This window comes from Mycoplasma sp. Pen4, assembly GCF_014352955.1.
Classification (GTDB): Bacteria; Bacillota_I; Bacilli_A; order Mycoplasmatales; family Metamycoplasmataceae; genus Mycoplasmopsis.
Map to the genome: position 1 here is coordinate 367,152 of NZ_CP060691.1, position 18,930 is coordinate 386,081.

Here is an 18,930-nt window from a genome sequence, read left to right on the forward strand (position 1 = left end):
AATCAAAATAACAAAATTTGCATTTTTATCAGATTTTTTGCATTGATTTAATTTTTTTGAAAAATGGATAAAACAAAAAGCCAAGATTATAAATCTTGACTCTTTGAAATTCTATTAAATTTGGAATTATTTTCTCTTACGTTTCAACATAAGAATGAACATTCCAAAAACTCATAAACCGCCTGAAGCAGTTAATGCTCATGCTCATCATGGCATTAATTCTGTATTAGTTACAGCAACAGTATTTGCTACTGATGTTTTAATAATTTCAGGAATTGTTGTGTCATTATTAATTACTTTGAATGCTTTTTCAATGTCTTGTTTATCTTGTTCTGTAATAGGACCTTTTTCTGGGTTTTTGTTAAGAATATCGAAGTAGTGATTATTAATTAATGCATCTTTAACTGTCTCAAGACCAGGTAATGAATCTTTAAGTTCATTAAGTGCATTTTCAAATTCTTGTTTATCTTTGTTTGTGATTGCATCAACAAGTTTTTTAGCACTTGTTGCTTTATCAACTAATTTATCAATTGCATTATTAAATTTACTTTGGTTAGAGCTATCTGCAACTTCACCTTTGAATTTAGCAGCTTGTGCAGCATTAATTGCAACATCTAAGTTTGCTTTATTTACATCAAGTGTTGCTGTATCTTTAGCATTTGCATCTAAGAAATTATTAAGTGCTTTGTTTAATGTATCTAACTCGTTAAATTTGTTTGTAATATCTTGTGCTTCGATAACTTTGTCGTTTGTTGGGTTTCCACCTTTATCAATAATCTTTTGCACAGCATCTTTATTAGCTTTGTTATCAATATTTGTTAAAGGTTGGTTGTTGTTAATTGCATCAATGATTGCATTAACTTCAGCATCGATATTTGTATTTAATTTAACTATATCACTTGCAATTTGATCATTTAATATCTTAGCGTCTGTAACAACTTTGTTTGCATCAATTGGAATTGTTGCATCATTATATGCTTTAACAATTTCTTGTTTCTTAGCATCACTTAAGTTTGCTAATTCATTTCCTGTTACATTATCAATGAATGGAATTTGTTTTCCATTTTCAGTGAATTTTTGGTTAGAGAATTGATCAATCTTGTCTTTAATATTTGCAAGTTTTTCAAGTTCAGCTACTGCTTTTGCTTTATCAACATCTGTAACAGTTTCACCATTATTGATTTTATCAATAATTGGTTTTGCAATATTTAATGCATCATTAAATTCATTTTGGATTGCTGTTGGCGAGTTAATGAAGCTATTTGTATCTTTAACCGCTTCCATTGCTTTAAGAGTTTCACCTTGTTGATTTGCTAAAACAGCATCTTCTAATTCTTTAAGTGCTTCTGCTGGTTTAGTTGTTGTATCTGTACCATTGTATACATTATTTGCTTTTGCTAATGTATTAGTTAAGTTTTCTGATTTAGGTGTGATTTTTTCTACATTTTGAATTGCTTTTAATAAATCTTTCTTATCTAAAGCATTTTGGATTTTTGCAGCTTGATCATTGTAATTTGCAACTGTTTCATCATTGTTTGCAGCAACTTCTTCAGCAGGATCTAATGTACTTGTTTTAAATTCAGGGTTATTTGCAATTGTAGGTGCTTCTGTTTTTAACTTATTAATTAAATTGTTAAGGTTATTTTGTGCAATGGCTTTACTTAATTCTTCATCAGCAGCTTTAATTGCTGATAAATCATTATCTGCACCTTTAGCAACAATTGCATTTGCTGCAGTAATTGCATCTTGTAATCTTTGTGATTTTGGATCAATGTTATTTTGACCTTGAACTTTATCTTTTAAGTTTTCAACTTGTGCACTAATATATTTATTTGCACTTGAGATCTTATCATCAAGTAAGTTAGATGGTGCTGTAAGATTATCTTTTGTACCATCTTTAACTGCTTCTTTTAATGCATTTGTGTATTGTGTAACTTGCTCTGTGATGTTTGTTTTTATTTCTTTTGCAACTTCATCACCTGGAACATTTAATCTATCTTTAACGGCGTTTGCATTTTTAATTAAATCAAATCCATCTTTTAGATTTTCTGCATTAGTTAATTTAGCAAGTGCATCATTGTAGTTTGCAGTTGTAGATGCAGGATCGTTTGCAACTGTTTCAGCAGGTGTTAATCCAATTTCTTTGAATAATGGATCATTTGCTGAATCAGTATTGTTTGCTTTGATATCTGCAATTTTGTTTTCAAGCCTAGCTTTTGCAATTGCTTTATTAAGTGTATCAATTGCATCATCAATTTTTGATACTTTCTTGTTATCAATATCTGTATTAACTGCTTCAGCAGCAGTAATAGCATCTGTAAGATCACTTGAAGCAGGTGTGATTGCTTTTGCTGTAGCAACAGCATCAGTAAGTTTTGCCTTAACAGCATCAATTGCATTATCTGCTTGTTTTGTTGCATTTGTTAATTCTTGTGCTTTTGTTGCAAGGTCATCAGCATTATTTGCTAATGCAGGTTTAAGTGCATTAATTGCATTATCAATTGCTTCTTTTGCTGATGTAACATCTGGTGTTGATGTATCTAATTTACTTGCTAAATCTTGAGCATCTTTGATTTGATTGTAAATATATTTATTAGCAACTTGTTTATTGATTTTATTGATTGCATTGTTGAAGTCTTGTATTGAAGCATCATCATTATTTGCAACTGTTTCAGCAGGTGTTAAAGCATTTTCTTTGAATAATGGATCATTTGATAACTCTGGTTCATTTGCTTTAGTGTCAGTGATTGCGTTCTTAAGATTGTTTTGAACAATCGCTTTCATAAGTTCATCAAGAGTTTTCTTAAGTTCGGTTGCATCAATTGCAGTTGGATCATTTAATGCATTTTCTGCATCAACAAGAGCATTTTCTAATCTTGTTGTTTTAGCTGCGATATTTTCTTGTGATTTAACTAAAGCTTTAAGCATATCAATATCATTTGCAATAAGATCTTTTGCTCCAACAATTGCTTTATCTAAAGCATCTTTAAGTGGATCTAACACTTTTGCTTTTTCTTCAGGTGTTGTTAAAGCATTTGCATCTTTAAGACCTTGTTTCATTGCTGAAACAGCATCTTCAATAACTTTTTTAGCTGCAACAACTTTAGGATCTGTTGAGTTTAATTTAGGAATTACATTATCTTCAGCATTCTTAATTGCATCATAAATTGGCTTGTTCTTAATTTGTTCATTAAGTTTGTTTAATGCATTGTTGTAATCTTCTGTTGAAGCAGTATCATTTGCTGCAGTTGTTTCTGCTGGTGTTAATCCAAGTTCTTTGAATAATGGATCATTTGCTAATTCAGGGTTTTTAGCCTTAACATCAGCAATTTTGTTTACAAGATCATTTTGTGCTTTAATGTTTTCTAAGAATGATAATCCTGATTCATAATCGTATGAAGTTGAATTTGGATTTGCGACAACATTTTTAAGACGTGGAAGCATATCTTGCATTCTTGTTGTTTGAGGTGTAATTGCTTCTGCTGCCGTAATAGCATTTTGTAATACAACTTTTTCATCATCAAGGAAATCATTTGCATCAACAATTTTTTCACTTAATGTAGCTAATTTTCTACTGTAATCTTCTGTTGAAGTTGGGTTAGCAAGATTTTCTTTTAATGCTGCAACTGCTTCGCTAAGTGCTTGTTTATCTGGTGTTGCATTTGCTGTGTTAAGTTTGAATGCAACACGAGCAGCTTCTTCAATATCTTCATATGCTTTTGCTTTTGAAACTTGTTTGTTAAGTGCGTTTAAAGCATTTGTATAGTCAATAGCAGGTTTTGTATCATCATTTGCAATTGTTTCAGTTGGAGTTAAAACATTTGTGTTGAATAAAGTATTGTTTACTAATTCAGTATTATCTGTTTTAAGTGCAGAAATTGCATTTTGAAGTTCATTTTGTGCAATTGCATTTTTAAGGTTTTGAATTGCTGTTTCAATTTCAGCAGCAGATACCGTTGATTCATTTGCTACAACACCATTACCAGCGCTAATTGCATCTTGTAATCTTTGTGTTTTGTCAGCAACATTTTCTTGAGATTTAATTAATTCCTTAAGTTTATCAATTCCAGAAGTTAATAAGTTGTTTGCTGCTTCTGTTGATATATTAAGTGCATCATTAAATGGTTTAAGTTCCCTAATTCTTTCTCCAATTGGTTTTCCAATTGAGTTATTTAATGCATCTGTAGTTGCTGTAACTTGATTTTGAAGGTTTTCTTTAGCAGTTTGAATTTTTTCTCTTAATTCTTTTGCTAATTTTTGAACTTCAGGTGAGTTAGCATCCATTTTTTCAAGTGCTTTTTCAGCATCTGAAATAGCATCATATGTATCTTTTAAGTCTTGTTCATCACTTAATGCTTTTTCTGCATTATTGTAATCTTCAACTGTAGCATCAGGTTTATTGAATGCTGTTTCAGCTGGTGTTAATGCATTTTTCTCGAATAATAGGTTATTTGCTAATTTTGTATCGGTTTTAACTTCATTAATCTTATTATTAAGTGCATTTTGTGCTTTAGCTAAGGCAAGTTCATTTTTAGTTGCATCTAAGTCGCTTAAAGTAGATGTTGGACTTGCAATAAGATCTTCAGCATTTGTGATTGCAGTTTGTAATCTTTGCATCTTAGGTGTAGCAGTTTTAGCATTTGCAACCGCTGTTTCTAAACCATCAATTGCTTCAGCAACTTTTGCTTCACCTTGTGTAATTGCAGTTGTTAAGTTTTGAATATTTGTATTAAATGTTGTATCAGCTGGTGTTGTACCTTTTAATACTGGTTCAATAGCAGTTTTAATTGTTGCTAATTCATTCTGAATTGTTGAGACATCATTTGTATCTAATCTATCAATAAGTGGTTGAATTTTGCTGTATTTAGCATAATCATCTTTGTGTGCAATAGCAAAGTCAACTAATGCTTTAGGTGTGTTGTACGTTGCTACATCTGAACTTACTGGCATTGTTTTAATTACTTCTTCTGCTTTAGCAAGAATGTTATCTCTGAAAATTGGGTTTTCATCAAGGTTAACATCATCTGCTTTTGCATTGTTTACTGCTGCAATTAAAGCATCACGTGCACTATTTGCTGCTTGATTTCTTGAAATAGCGGTTTTTAACGCTTCGATGTCTGAAACATAATTGTCTTTATTATCACTTGTTAAATCTGCTTCAGCTTTTGCTACAGCTGCTGTTAATTCACTTGTTGGTGTTGAATTTGCTGCTGTAATATATTCTTTTTGTTCATTAACAAGAGTTTGAAGTTTTGCTTTATTACTTGCATTTTGCAACTTAGCAATCATTGCATTTTGCTTATCCATTGTTCAATCAGCTGAATTTAATAAGTTTTGTGCTTCATTCTTTACTGGATCTAAAACATTTGGGTAAACAGAATTATCTGGGTTAGCTTTTATTTCCATTCTTGCAGCATTTATCGCTTTTTGAAGTGGATCTCTTGTAATTGCTTTTTCAAGTTCATTCTTAGCATTTGTTAATTGTTCAACTGTTGCACTTGGATTGTCTAATAATCTTTTTTCTCTTGCTTTAAGAGTTTTAAGTTGAGGTGAAACATCTGAACCAATTGAATCTAATTTGGCTTTAAGTTCTGCTCTAACTGTATCTTTAGTGAATTCAGCAATTGCATTTTCTAATGCTGCAGCTTTAGATGTAATTGTTGCAGCATCTGCAATAGCGGTATCTGATGAATTAACTTTTCCAGTTGTTTTAATATTATTTGCTTCTGCTAATAAATTATCTAGATTTGTCTTTGCATCAGATGTACTGCTTGTTGTATAAAGCGGTGTTTCTTTTAATGCATTTGCCTTTGTTATTGCAGTATCTAATTTTGTATCTGCGGTTGTTATATCACCTAACTTATTAATTACACCAATAGCAGATGTTTGTGCTCCTGCAAAATTATCTGTAGTAGTACTAATGTTAGTAATTTCTGCCTTTAATTGATCTTTTTGTGCTTGGTTTAAGGTTGGTGCAGAATCAATCTTAGTTTTAATTGCTTCTAATACTTTTGCAAGTAATTGAGCTTTCTTAGTATTGAATTCTTGTTCTGTTCTAATTAATGGTGATTTTGCTTCATTAGCAATTGTTGTTAATGTATCAGGTGTAATGAAGTTTTTAATTGCTTCATTCATTCCATTAATTTCAGATACTAATTTATTGTTGAATCCTAATTTATCGTATGCAGCTTTAATTGCATTGTATTTTGCTTCAATGCTTGTTGGAACAATATCATTGAATGTTGTTGCAAATGTTACTGAACTAGGAACTGCTGCAATTGCAGTTTTTAATTCATTTTGAATTGCTTCTTGTGAGTATTTGAATAAATCGGATTCATTTGTTTTTCCAATGTTAAGTGGATCAATTGTTGATATAATGTAATCTTTAAGTTTCTTAGTTACTGTTGCAACTGGTGTAACTTCTGTCGCAATGAAGTTAGTAGTTGGGTTAGAAACTGCACCATTAGCAGCAAAGTGGTTTAATGTTTTAACTTTATTTGCTAATAATGTTTTTTGAGGTGTAGCAAGATCTGCATTAGAGTTGATTGTTGAAATCACATCACCATTTTGTGTATTTGCTGTATCTAAGTTTGATTTAAGAGTTGCAAGTTGTGCAAGATTTTGTAATTTTCCATTTACTAATGAATCAATCTTGTTAGTTGCATATTGTATATCATCATTAGATAAGTATTGGTATGAATTTAAGTTAAATGCAGGTTTAACAATTTGGTTATACGCATTTTCATAATATCTATCTAAATCATTTACACTAAATGGATCAATTGTTTCTAAGAATGCTGTAATTTTGTTTTCATCAACAAATGGTAATGTTGTTTTAATTGCTTTAACATCAGCAATTAATTTGTTTTTATCACCATCTAAAGCATTGTATGCATTTACTAATGTATCTTTTAATGCATTAACTGCTTGAGCATCAAGGAATTTATTACTTAATGTTGTTTGGTTATGGTGATTTGCTTTATCAGCTTCACGTGCTGCGATTGCATCATTAATACTTGATCTAAGAGCATTTGGTAATGATGAATCAGCAAGCATTGCTTTAACATTGCTACTGCTCGATATTGCTTCTGCAACATTTGCAATAGCATTATCAAATGCTGTTTTATTTGTTTGTGTAGCATAAGAGTATTTATTTGTTGAAAACACATCTTTTTCTGATCCTAATGCTCCATTTAATGCTGTCATTGCAGCAATAATGCCGTCAAGTTCTGTTTTAATAGAATCTAATTTTGCATTATTTGGCATTTCACTTTCAAATGCACCATTAAGTTCTGCAATTATATGAGCATATTGAGCATAGTTAATTGGGTTTGTTGCAACACCAAGTTTATCTTCTGCTGCTTGTGCAATATCTGCAACTTTTTTAATTACATCATTGATGTTATTGTATGCATCGTTGTATCATCTTCAGTTGATATTGTTATCAGTTATAAGGTTAGATGAAAGATATTTCTTAAATGTGTTAAGCATTGATGCTCTTAAATCAACAACAGGATTTGCTGTAGAAATTGTTCCATCTGCATTATAAACTTTGTGTGCTTCTTTTGCTAATAATGGTAATGAACCATTAATATTATTGTTAACAAGTGCAGTAGTTGAAATTGTAGTTAATGCCGCAGATCTAAGTGTGTAGTTGCTTAATTTTTTGTAATCTGGTTCATTGGATGTAAGAATAGCGTTTGCTTCTTCAACATATTTATCAATTTCTTCTGAACTAAGGTGATTTGATGTATCAGGTTTTTCAATTTCATCAATTGTTTTAATAATGTCGTAATCTAAGAATGCGTATGCTTCATAAACTGCATTTGTTTTATCTGTTAAAATTTGGATTTCTTTATTTAAACCATCAAGAGATACATTTGTTGGATCTGCAGATGGTGTATTATTGAAATATTTTGATTTAGCAGAATTAATTGCAGATAAATCATTTGCTAATGCAGTTTTGTATGCATTTCAGTTATCCATATCAGAATCAGCAACAGGTTGAATATCTGAATAACCACCAGGGTTTGCCACAACTTCATTATATGCATTATAGACTTTCAATGCTTCGTTGTAAGTTTTTTCTAATTCTTTGATCTTAGAAATGTATGTTTCAACTTCAGCACGGCTAGCCATCTTAAGAATTGCATTCTTCATGAAAACTTTTTGTTTTTCCGAGAAGAAAGCAGGATTAAGATCATTAATCATATTAAATCTGTTTGTTACAAAGTCTGGAGCACTTTCAGCAAGAGTATTAAGTGAATTTTCATGTTTGTATTCTTCTTTCATACGTCCAGGAGCAACGCCAATTGCATGAATGTGTGGTTGAACCGTTGTAATAAGGTTGTCTACTATACCGTTAATATTATTTGATGTAAAGTTTGGTACAAATGTTGTTTTTCAATTTGCTAATGCATTTTTAGCATTTTTCATTGGCATAACAGCTTCTGGTTTACCGAATACAACATTAATTGTTGCTTCGACTTTTCCATGATCTACTGCTTTGTTATTGTTGTAGTTATCTAAAGTCATGAAATCAAGATTATTTACACGTGTTTCTTGACTTAAGATAGGTTCATAATCTGCCGCAATATCTAAATGTTGTTCGATACGGAAGTTTGTACCAAGAATTTTATTAATATTTGTAGCTCAAACAGGTTGATTTCCGGTAAAGTTTGATTTAGTGAAATCTGCATACATTTTGTTTGAAAATACTGTTTTTTGAGCTTGAGTTAATTTTGTGTTTCTAATGATTTGACCACTATCAAAACCTCAAGGCATTCTGTTTTCATTGTATGCTTGATCTTTTAGAACTTCATCAATGTATTTCAATTTATTGTAAAGCGCTTGTTTTGTTGTGTCATCATTTTTATAATCAAGATTTGCATTAAAATTAAGAATACCAGTATATCTAGTCTTATTTAAATCAACATATTTATTATTCGGTGAAGCCGGAACAATGTCAAATCATGAACTTAAATCACCATCTAAAACAGGGACAAATTTTAATTCTTGACCATCTTCATTAAATAATAATGTTGGATTAGATAATTTTCTATTATCATTGCTTACTCAATCTGATACTACAGTATTTCATAAGTAATCAATTGAAATATTTTTTGTACCACGACCAATTTCTTGACTTACAATTTTTCCAATTATATTACTTGGAATTGTTCCTAATTCTTTGGTTCCGCGGTAGATTTTATAATCAGTTAATGGTAATGAACCATATTTATTAAATAATGATTCAAAGTCTGATTGTGATAAATTAGGTTTGCTTAATTTAATATTAGTAGTTGTATTAATATTATTATTTGATGTTCTATCAAACATAAGTGTATCAACTGCTACAGTTGAATCGTAATCATAGTGGTGGTCTGTAGCAATATTATTTGGATCACCATATGAAGCGAATGCTGAAATAGCAGATTTTTTGTTCTTGAATTGAGAAAATGGGAAGTAATTATCTCTACGACCACTTTCAATTGTGTCATCATTTTTACTTCAAAAGTTATCAATTACCTCGAATTCTGCAACAATTAGAGGTCTACGTTTCGTTTTATTATAAGTACCAAAACCTCTATAATCACCGGCATTTGGTGCTTCCCCACCTAGATACATTTCTAAATATAACAATGAACCCACATTGTCACTAATAGCATTAAGACCATCACGTGCGTATCCTTCTGGTATATATTGTCTTAGTACATCTAAATTCAGTGTAGAACCTATTACATTACCATTTAAACTGTTATTATCGTTGTGATTACCGATATTTCCGCTACTTCTTGAAAAAGGTTCAAATATTTTTTTATTAATATTTTGTTTGCTTGTTGAGTTATTATTTGTAGTTAAATAAACAACTCTATTTCATTCTTGACTACCTTGGGTAGGTTGTTCTTGATTTCAAAAAGCATTGTAACCAAAACCTGGATTCTTTCTATTAGCATATGGTGTTAATCCAAAGGTTCTTTGATTGAATTTATTAGTTCATGCATATACATAATGATTTCTTGTATCAAAAAGAAATGGTGATCTATTATTAAAGTCTGGATTTGTTGGGTCCTTAGGTAAATCACTAACTTTGGTTAAGGAGCTACTTATTAAATCTGATTTATTACCAGTTGGCGTTCCATTTCCTTTAAGTGATATATCATCACTCAAAATAGTAAAACTATATTTATCACCTTGGAAACGATCCAAGAGTTCATCCTTAAGCAATGAGTTAGCAATCGCAGAAGGACTAGGTATTAAATCCGATTCTGTTCAACTTCCAGAATTTAAAAATTCTGTAACATGACCAGTAAATTGATCTTTTTTATATCAATCGAATTTTTCATCACGGTAAATTGTGGTAAGTTTTAACGTGTCTGGCTTAATTAATAAATCTTGTGTTAACGCAATACCAAATTTAAGATAATTTGTTGCAGTTGGAACATATACATCTCGGTAAGCATATTTATTAGTACCTGGTGTCCGTGTAGATGTTGAATCAGGTCCTCCTGGATAAATTTGTGGCAAGAATTCATTAAATACTATCTTAATTTTTCTGCTTTTTGCCTTTGTTGCATCATATGCATAACCATTTGCATTGTTTGGGTTACTATAAGTACCAAATTGTTGGCCAGTTGTGTCGAAAATAGCAACCAAATTATCTTTGTACTTACTTTTGTATGTTGATTCATCTTTATGTTTTGAATCATAAAAGTAACCTCTACGACGTCGTGTATTATCTCCTCAACCTGGAGCATATGCGATTGTAGGATTTCCTTGAGCTTCAGCCGCTACTTGACCGTTAACATGAGAATAGAAATATTTAAATCTTCTGAAATTATTGTATTGAAATGTTTCTGGGTTATTTTGATTTAAAAAGTTATTTGTAGAACTATTATTTCCATTGCCCGTTTTACTAAATGAAATCTTGAAAGCATTAGCATCAAAAGATCCTGAATACTGATAAGAACTTTCATTAGTGAAGTTCGTGCTTGTTGCAACAAGTGCTATAGCGGAACCGGAAGTGATCGATACAACACCTGTTACAGGCAAGACAAACCTTTTAATTGTCTTTCTAGGCATAATTATTCCTTTCATAACATTAGTTTTTAATTTTATATTTTATAATATCTACTTTCATTACACTTATGCATAAAGTAACTTATACATAAGTTATCTTTATTTTACATCTTTTATTTTTACGATTTTTGCCAGATCAATTTATGTTAGATTTACTGTGAAAATTGTGAAAATTAAGAACCTTTAAAAACCATTATCACAACCATATAGTGATAAAAAAATGTACGATTTTGTATGAAATTAATACCAAAAATCGCTAAAAAATAGTAATTTTGAGCTAAAATTTTCAAAATTTTTCAAAAAGAGAAAGTTTTTAAGCAAAATTATTGCAAAAATTAAGCAGTCAAAAATCACGAAAACTCTGGATTTTTAAGAGAGTTTAGCATTAATTATTTGTATAATTAAACATATAAATTAAACGAAAGGAGCGTTATGAAATTTGGTTTTTTTAGATGAATTGGAACTAATGAAAAAGCTATTTATGATAATAAAGATCTAGTACCATCAACCACAAATATTATTTTTATTGTTACATTATCACTCGTACTTTTAACATCATTATTACTATGAATATTCAAAAGACAAATACATCAAATTTTTGTTAAAAGAAACTTGAGTTTAAAAACTCAAGCTATTATTACTAGATCAATAGGTGCCTTTATGGTTACACTAATGATTATCAGAATTGTTATGTTGGGTATCACAGATTACCCAAGACCATGAGAGTTGATTCCATTGCATTTTTGTAGGTTAATCGCATTATTTGTTGGAGTTATTCTATTAATGAATAAACCACAATGATTGAAATACTTTGTGGCAATGGCATTCCTTGGAGCAATTATTGCGTTTGGAACACCTGATACAAAAATAGCATTTGTACCAAAAGAAAATATTACTTTAAGTGATCAAACACTTCAAGCAGGTAAAACATACTATGCATGAATTTCATATAATAACTTTTCGTTCTGAGACTTTATTATAATTCACTCATTAATCATATTAATACCAGTTATCTTTGGTATCTTATATCCATATAATATAACATTTAAAGACTCACTCATTACAATTGCAATTTTCTCAGGATTATTAATTTTCACATTTATTATTAACTGAACAACAGATAGCATTGCAACTGATGGTGATTTCACATGAAAAACAAACTTCTTCTACACAGCAAGAGACACAAATGTAAATGCTTTTGTAATTAAACCATGACCAATTGTGTTATTAATATCAATTATCTTTGGTGCACTTTATGTCTTTCTTGCAAGTGGAATCTTCTATGTACAAGATAAACTTGTTTTTGGTAAATGATTTGTAAGAAAACAAGAATCAAGCAAAGTATTTAGAGATGATTTATACGAAAGGCTTGTTGTTAAGTTCAAAAAACAAAAATAATAAAATTGTAAGAAAAAAATATCCACTCCTAAGCGAATGGATATTTTTCATAATCTAAAAATGAATTATTTTAATCTGTTTGAATTAAATTCATTCATTTTACGTAATTCAGCAAGAATAAGTTCTTCTGTTGTAGGCGCAGCTGGTGCTGGCGCAGGTGTAGGGTTTTTCTTTTCTTTGTATTGTTTAATTAAGTTTCTAATTAAGAAGTAACCAAATAATAATACAAATACAAATGTTGTTGTAATAACGAAGTCGATAATTGCAGCAATGAAGTTTCCAATTTTAATTCCATTTGATAAAACTCATTCTTTATCTGTTCCATTTGTAAAGTTATGTGCAATGTACGCTCCAATAACGTCTTTCGCTAATGAACCTACTAAAGCACCAAATACAGCACCTAATAAAAGTCCAATAGCTAACATTAACATATTACCCTTTTTAATTGAAGAACCAGCATCTTTAGCTGATTTAGCAAAAATATTATTTTTCATATGTGAACCTTTCTTCTAATTAATAGGTTCATTATATCATAAATTGATATCTTACTATAATTTAATAATATCGGCAGCAACGATGTAATCGTTATCCTTTAAATTGATAATTTTAACACCTTTAGTTTTACGGCTTGCTTCTGAAATTTGATCAATGCGTGTACGAATTGTTGTACCTGATGATGTAATAACAAGTAACTCATCATCTAAATCAACATAACGTGCAAAGATTAAGTCTCCAGCTTTAGTATTTTCAATACCAGCAACTCCTTTTGCGCCACGTCTTGTAAGTCTGAATAAATCTTCTTTAGTGAGTTTACCAAAACCTTTGTTTCCTAAGGTTAAGACGTATTCACCTTCATTGCTTGCTGATGCTGAGATAACTTCTTGTCCGTCTTGAAGTGAAATACCTTTAACTCCAAGTGATGAACGACCCAATGGACGAACATCATCTGATTTGAATAAAACAACATTTTTCTTGTTATTTGCAATTAATACAGTGTCATTATTATTAATAATAAATGCACGAACTAATTGATCATCATCACGTAATTTAAAGGCTTTAAGGCCATTTTTACGGATGCTTTGGAATAATGAAAGATCAGTCTTTTTAAATAAACCTTGTTTTGTAACTGTAACAAGATATTGATCTTCTTGATATTCATCTACATTAAGAATTGAAACAATTTTTTCACCATTTTCGATATCAAGACCACTAATTATATTGATAATAGGAAGTCCTTTTGATTGTTTTGAACCAGATGGAATTTGGTGTCCACGTAATGTATATGCTTTACCTAAATTTGAGAATAATAATAAATCTGTATGTGTTGATGCTTGTAAAATGATGTTAATATCATCGTCATCATATGTTTTCATTGAGACCGAACCTGTACCACCACGACGTTGTGTGTTGTATTCTTCTAAATCAACACGTTTTACATAACCATTTGAGCTCATTGTGATAACAATTGGACGTTCTGGGATTAAATCTTCATCTGTGATTTCTCCAACACCAGATTCATCAATTACAGTTCTACGAGGATCGTTATATTTATTCTTGATTTCTTCAAGTTCTAAAATGATTTGGTTAATTAATTTTTCTTCTGATGAAAGAATTTCTTTGTAATGAGCAATTTCAACTTGTAAGTCTTTGATTTCATTGTCCATTTTTTCAATGCTTAATCCAGTTAAACGTGATAAACGCATTTCTAAAATAGCTTTTGTTTGTCTTTCAGTTAAATTAAATCTTGTAGATAATTTTTCTTGAGCTTCTGCATCATTTTTAGATTTTTTAATGATAGCAACAACTTCATCAATATTTGAAACAGCGATTTTTAAACCATCTAAAATATGTGCACGTTCTTCTGCTTTGTTTAAATCGAATTTTAATCTACGTGTAACAACTTCTTTTTGGTGCTCAATAAATACTTCTAAAGCACTCTTTAAGTTAAGTTTACGTGGTTCATTATTAACGATTGCAATAAGGTTAAAGTTGAATTGTGATTGTAAGTTTGACTTTTGGTATAACTTGTTTAATAAAATGTGTGGGTTTACACCTTTTTTAACATCAATTACAAGTCTAATACCTTCCCGGTTAGACTCGTCACGTAAATCTGTAATTCCTTCAATAACTTTTGCTTTATGTAATTCAGCAATTTTTTCAATGATTGTTGTTTTCTTAATCGCATAAGGAATTTCTCTAACAATGATTTTTGATTTTCCATTTGGTTGTTCAATAACTTCACACTTAGAACGAACAGGAATGCTTCCACGTCCTGTTTCATATGCTTCTAAAATACCTTTTGTACCAAGAATGATTGCACCAGTTGGGAAATCAGGTCCTTTAATGTGTTGCATTAATTCTCTAACTGTAATTTCAGGATTTCTTGCAAGCGCTATTGTTGCATCAATAGTTTCGCCAAGGTTATGTGGTGGAATTTCAGTTGCCATACCAACAGCAATCCCTGAAGCACCAGAAACAAGTAAGTTAGGGAAACGACAAGGTAAAACAGTTGGTTCTTGTTCTGAACCATCGTAGTTATCTACAAAGTCGACTGTATCCTTTTTAATACCTTCAATCATCTCAGCAGAAATCTTAGACATTCTCGCTTCAGTATAACGCATAGCAGCAGCTCCATCACCATCGATAGAACCAAAGTTACCATGACCATCAACAAGTGGATAACGCATTGAGAAATCTTGCGCCATTCTAACCATCGCTTCATAAACAGATGAATCACCATGTGGGTGGTACTTCCCAAGTACATCCCCAACAATACGTGCTGATTTACGGTGTTGTGAACTTGGTGTAATACCTAATTCTGACATATCGTAAATAATTCTACGGTGAACTGGTTTTAACCCATCACGAGCATCAGGTAATGCACGAGAGATGATAACACTCATTGAATATTCTAAGAATGATGTTTTCATTTCATTGTCAATAACAACTGGATATAAACCACCAACTGGTTCATCAATTAATTGAGATTGAATTACATACTCATCACTATCTTGTGGAACAACTTCTTCATCGTCTTCTTCTTTAGTTGCTAGAATATCTTTCTTTCTAAAAATCATTGTGTTTTCTTCTTCATACTCATACTGAGCATCTTCAGAATCCAACATGACATCGATTTTTTTATCATCTTCTAATATTTTTTCTTTTTTGTCTTTTTCAATCATTACAAGCCTTTCTAAATAAAATTATATTTTATTTAATTATACAATATTCCACATTTTATACTAGTTTTGAGCAGTAAAACCAAGGATTATGAAAAAATACTTTTACACCATTGTCCTAGGTATAAAAGTATAAAAACATCATTTATATGACAAAAATATTAAAAAACATTCACAAAGCGTGAATGTAATTAGAAAAATTATTGATTTTCTGGTTTTTTAGGCTCTTTAACTCATTGACGTAATGTTTTAATTTCTTTAAGTGTTAAAGGACGGTATTTACCCACTGGGATGTTATTAACTGTAACACCACCATACTCAACACGTTTAAGGTTAATAACTTCTTTATTAACAGCTTTAAATAACTCTTTAACATGGTGATAAGTACCTTGTGTTAAAACAACAAAATAACTCTTTGTATCGGCTGGAATAACAGTTTGATTTGATCATTTTTTATTAACCATAACAGGTTTGTTTAACTTAGCTAATTCACGCGTTGCTAAAGGCTCATTTAAACGTGCACGGTAGACACGAACAACTTGATATGATGGGTGCATTAACTTGTTAGCTAAATCACCATCATTAGTTAAAATAAGCACTCCTGTTGTATCATAATCTAGTCTTCCAACAGGGAAAATTTTATATGGTGTGTCAATTAAATCTGTCACTATTGTACGGTTAAAGTTATCTTTTAATGTACATACTGTTTTAGGTGGTTTGTTTAAAACAAAATAAACTTTGTTTTCTTCTTCAATTGGGATATTGTCAACTAAAATGTCATCACTAAATGTTGCTTTATCACCTAGTGTCGCAACCTTTCCGTTTACTTTAACTCTACCTTGTTTAATAATGTTTTCTGCTTCACGTCTTGAAGCAATACCTGCTTGTGAAAGGATTTTTTGTAGTCTTTCTTTTTGCATAATTATTCTCCTTCCTTACGGTATTTATTGTATAACTCTAATTGATCTGGTGTGAATTTTACACCTTTGTCAATGTTGTATTCGTATGTTTTTTGCACTACTGTTGCAAAACCTTTTTCTAAGTCTTCAAAGCATAATTCTCTAACTTTTTGGATTCCAGGAAATCTACGACCATCACAAATTTTATCTGCAATAAATAAAATTTTATCAAGTGGTTGCATTTCAGAGTCCATTGATGTATGAATTGAAATCGCTCTAAGAACATCTTGGTCTTGTAATTTATATAAGTTTTTTAATCATAAATATGCTGCTGTTTGATGATATTTATAATGTGGTAATGGATTATTTGAATCTAATAATTCTGGTTGATATTTTTCAAATAATCATTGATATTCAATTTCATTGAATTCCTTACAAATATCATGGAAGATACCTGCTACGTATGCTTGACGAGCACTATATCCATGTTTTTTAGCTAATTCTGCTGCAAAATTACCTGTTGACATACAGTGTTTTGCACGTTTAGCAGATAACATATTATGAATTAATTCTTTTGCATAAAAAGTATGCTCTTGAATATAATTTTGAACTTTTTCATCTACGATTAAGACATTTCCTTGTTTGTATGCAGTTGATGATGCATCAAATAATGGGTTGTTTAATAAAATTCCATTGAATTTCTTAATATTAGTTTTGTTGATTTTTTCACTACGTCTAAAAACAACTATTTTAGCAAGTTCCGCAATCTCGCTTATACCTTCTCATTTATGTAATGTAGGTAAGTTATCACTTCCTAAGATGAAAAATAACTCATCATTAGGGTATTTATGTGCAAAATATTTGATTGTATCAATTGTGTAACTAACACCATTGCGTTTAATTTCAAAATCTGATACTTCCATTTTGTCTTCTAAAACCAATTTAATCATATTGTAACGATCAATACCAGAAACATATTGTTTTGCTGATTTAAATGGATTTATGTTTGCTGGTACAAAAATCAATTTATCAAGATCTAATTCTTTAATTGCAAATCTTGCAATTTTCAAATGCGCCTTGTGAATCGGGTTAAATGAACCACCGAAAATTCCTATTTTCATAATTCTCTACTTTCTATAAACAGCATGTGCTACTGAATATTTACCTTTTATTTTTTCTTTTTTCTGTTTTTGAGCATATTCGCTCAGTGTCATAACTGAGTTATTATGCATTTTTTGATTAATCTTAGTTATTAATTTGTCTACTCTGGAAATTTCTTTCTTTGAATTTGTTTCAAACAATGAGATAGGCCTAAAAATATCAAAAACACTTTTAAGTCCTGATAATCTCACTCCAACGCCAATAAAATTGCGTTCATCAAACTGGTTTTCATTAAATATTTTTAATGCTATTTTAGTTATTGAACCAACATCATTGATATAGTCGGATATTTTATGTTGTTTACTAATTCATCTTTTGTCTCTAAATCTAATAGTTAAAGTTACTACATTACCTGCTAAATTATCTACATCAGCACGTAAGGCGACTTTTTTGCACATTTCTTTTAATTTATTAATCTTTTCATTCATATCTAGATCATAGTCATCAAAAGTTATCTCATTACCAATTCCTGCTGGTTGAGTTTCTTTGAAAACTACATGCTCATAGATATTTGGATCTAACTTAGATAAGTATTCTCTTGTTGTGCGTCCAAAAATAGCATTAAGTTGCATATCAGTTTGATCTCTTAGCGATAAATCACCAATCGTATTAATATTAACTTCACGCAGTTTCTTTGCTATTTTTTTACCAATTCCGTGAAATTGCTCTATGTCTAAGTTAAAAAAGTGCTCTTTGTAATTTTTCTCATCTGTATAACCAATACCAAATGGTTTTGATATATTAGTTGTCATTTTAGCTAAAAATCTATTGTGTGAAATACCAATTGTAATAGGAATGCTAAAAATATTAAGTATTTGACTTTGAACAATTGCGGCTAGTTTTCTAGGTTCAATGTTTTGTGTGTATACAATTTCTGATACATCTAAAAAACACTCATCAATTGATGAAATTGAAATATTACCCGAAAACTCACTCGCAATATATGTAAAAATTTGATTCGATAATTGTACATAATAATCCATATCTGAATTAACAAAGATTGTGCGTGGTTCAATTGAGCGAATCTCATAAACTTTCATCCCCGCTTTAACTCCGGATCTTTTAAGTTCATAAGAAACAGAAACAGCAATAGCATGGGCACTTGAACGTGCTATTGCAATTGGTTTATTGTTTAAATTAGGATCTTTTGCACGCGAAGCGCTAACAAAATAACTATCAAAATCAATGTGAAAAATTACTGGTTTTTGTTGCAT

At 30.4% G+C, this 18,930-nt stretch carries 7 protein-coding genes; 1 reads left to right on the top strand and 6 read right to left on the bottom strand.

Translation table 4 applies throughout. The features are described 5' to 3' along the window. Positions 1-126: 126 nt before the first annotated feature. Entirely contained in the window at positions 127-11,097 is a 10,971-nt protein-coding gene (locus tag H9M94_RS01305; RefSeq protein ID WP_187469786.1) for a hypothetical protein, read from the bottom strand. A 414-nt stretch (positions 11,098-11,511) separates the two neighbouring features. On the opposite strand from H9M94_RS01305, the gene H9M94_RS01310 reads away from it, so the two are divergent. After that, positions 11,512-12,477: a YwaF family protein gene (locus H9M94_RS01310; RefSeq protein WP_187469787.1), complete on the top strand. Its 966-nt coding sequence runs from the start codon at positions 11,512-11,514 to the stop codon at positions 12,475-12,477. Positions 12,478-12,542: 65 nt separating this feature from the next. On the opposite strand, the gene H9M94_RS01315 is transcribed toward H9M94_RS01310, so the two are convergent. From H9M94_RS01315 to H9M94_RS01335, 5 genes are all read right to left on the bottom strand, one after another. Next, positions 12,543-12,971 (bottom strand): MscL family protein, encoded by a 429-nt coding sequence (locus tag H9M94_RS01315; protein ID WP_255483475.1) that lies wholly within the window; start codon positions 12,969-12,971, stop codon positions 12,543-12,545. 54 nt (positions 12,972-13,025) lie between these two features. Then, positions 13,026-15,659: a DNA gyrase subunit A gene (gyrA, locus tag H9M94_RS01320; RefSeq protein ID WP_187469788.1), complete on the bottom strand. Its 2,634-nt coding sequence runs from the start codon at positions 15,657-15,659 to the stop codon at positions 13,026-13,028. A gap of 197 nt (positions 15,660-15,856) precedes the next feature. Further along, a complete protein-coding gene (locus tag H9M94_RS01325; RefSeq protein WP_187469789.1) occupies positions 15,857-16,576 on the bottom strand; it encodes a pseudouridine synthase in 720 nt (239 codons plus the stop codon). Positions 16,577-16,578: 2 nt separating this feature from the next. Then, positions 16,579-17,676, bottom strand: a complete 1,098-nt coding sequence (locus H9M94_RS01330; RefSeq protein ID WP_187469790.1) for a nicotinate-nucleotide adenylyltransferase — start codon at positions 17,674-17,676, stop codon at positions 16,579-16,581. 6 nt (positions 17,677-17,682) lie between these two features. Then, the gene (locus tag H9M94_RS01335) at positions 17,683-18,930 is read right to left on the bottom strand and encodes a DNA polymerase IV (protein WP_187469791.1); all 1,248 of its coding nucleotides are present in this window, start codon (positions 18,928-18,930) and stop codon (positions 17,683-17,685) included.